1 protein-coding gene is annotated in these 1,546 nt (G+C 63.0%); it reads right to left on the bottom strand.

Annotation, left to right across the window (positions count from 1 at the left end):
* Positions 1–32: 32 nt before the first annotated feature.
* The coding region (locus A2I95_RS36835; RefSeq protein WP_291737435.1) for an acyl-CoA synthetase at positions 33–1,546 on the bottom strand (1,514 nt) is incomplete at its 5' end.

The raw sequence follows: 1,546 nt of genomic DNA, 5'->3' as shown, positions 1-1,546 counted from the left end.
GCACTTAAGCCTGCGGAGCGCTGCTCCCCTGGTTATGACGCGATTTCCTTTGCCTGCTCGCGCAAGGCAAATTTCTGGATTTTGCCGGTCGAGGTTCTGGGGATCTCCGTAAAGACGAACCTGCCAGGAACCTTGTAGGGCGCCAGATGGCCGCGGCACCAGCTGCGCAGGATCTCCGCATTGGCCTGCTTGCCCTTGGCCAGCTCGACAAAGGCACAGGGGGTTTCGCCCCATTTCTCATGCGGCATTGCCACAACGGCAGCAACCGCAACCGCCGGGTGGCGGTAAAGCGCCTCTTCGACCTCGATCGAGGAGATGTTCTCACCACCCGAGATGATGATGTCCTTTGACCTGTCCTTGAGCTGGATATAGCCGTCGGGGTGCATGACACCTAGATCGCCGGAGTGGAACCAGCCGCCGGCAAAGGCTTCCTTGGTGGCCCTGGGATTGCGGAAATAGCCCTTCATCACGACGTTCCCGCGGAACATCACCTCGCCCATGGTCTGGCCGTCGCGCGGCACATGCAGCATCGTCTCCGGGTCCAGCACATCCAGCTGCTCCAGCGGCAGGTAGCGCACGCCCTGGCGCGCTTTCAGCGCGGCCTGTTCGGCGGGCGGCAGGTCTGACCAGCTGCTATGCCAGTCATTGACCACCGCAGGACCGTAGGTTTCCGTCAGCCCGTACAGGTGGGTCACATCAAAGCCGGCAGCCTTCATCTCTGCCAGCAGGCTTTCGGGCGGCGGCGCGGCGGCGGTGAAGAACTGCACTGTCTGGGCAAAATCGCGTTTGGCCTCCTGCGGTGCTGAAATCAGCAGCGACATCACGATGGGCGCGCCACACAGATGGGTCACGCCTTCGTCCGCCAGGGCGTTCCAGATCGGTTCAGCCCGCACCTGACGCAGGCACACATGGGTGCCGGCGATGGCGGACAGTGTCCAGGGAAAGCACCAGCCGTTGCAGTGGAACATCGGCAGGGTCCAGAGATAGACCGCGTGTTTCTGCATCGAGGTGGTCAGCGCATTACCTTGCGCCAGCAGATAGGCCCCACGGTGGTGCGAGACCACGCCCTTGGGGTCGCCGGTGGTGCCGGAGGTGTAGTTGATCGAGATTGCGTCCCATTCGTCTTCCGGCATCAGCCAGGCGAAATCCGGGTTGCCGCGGGTCAGGAACACCTCGTAGTCGGCCGCCTCCGCATCTACCTGCGCACCGTCATACTCCGGGTCGTCGTACTGGATCAGGACCGGCGTCGCCGCGGCAAGTGCCAGTGCTTGCTGCATCAGCGGCATGAACTCCCGGTCGACAATCACCAGCTTCGACATCGCGTGGTCGAGCTGGAACGCGATCACCACCGCATCCAGCCTTGTGTTAATCGAATGCAGCACCGCGCAGCACATCGGCACGCCGTAGTGGCATTCCAGCATGGCCGGCGTATTGGGCAGCATGACAGACACGGTGTCGCCGCGCCCGATCCCGCTCTTGGCCAAGGCCGAGGCAAGCCGCCGCGACCGGGCATAAAACTCTGCATAGCTGCGCCGTAGGGACCCAT

The organism is Leisingera sp. F5 (assembly GCF_001593695.1).
Note: the sequence above shows the minus strand (reverse complement) of the source record. Positions and strands in the feature narration are given on the sequence as shown.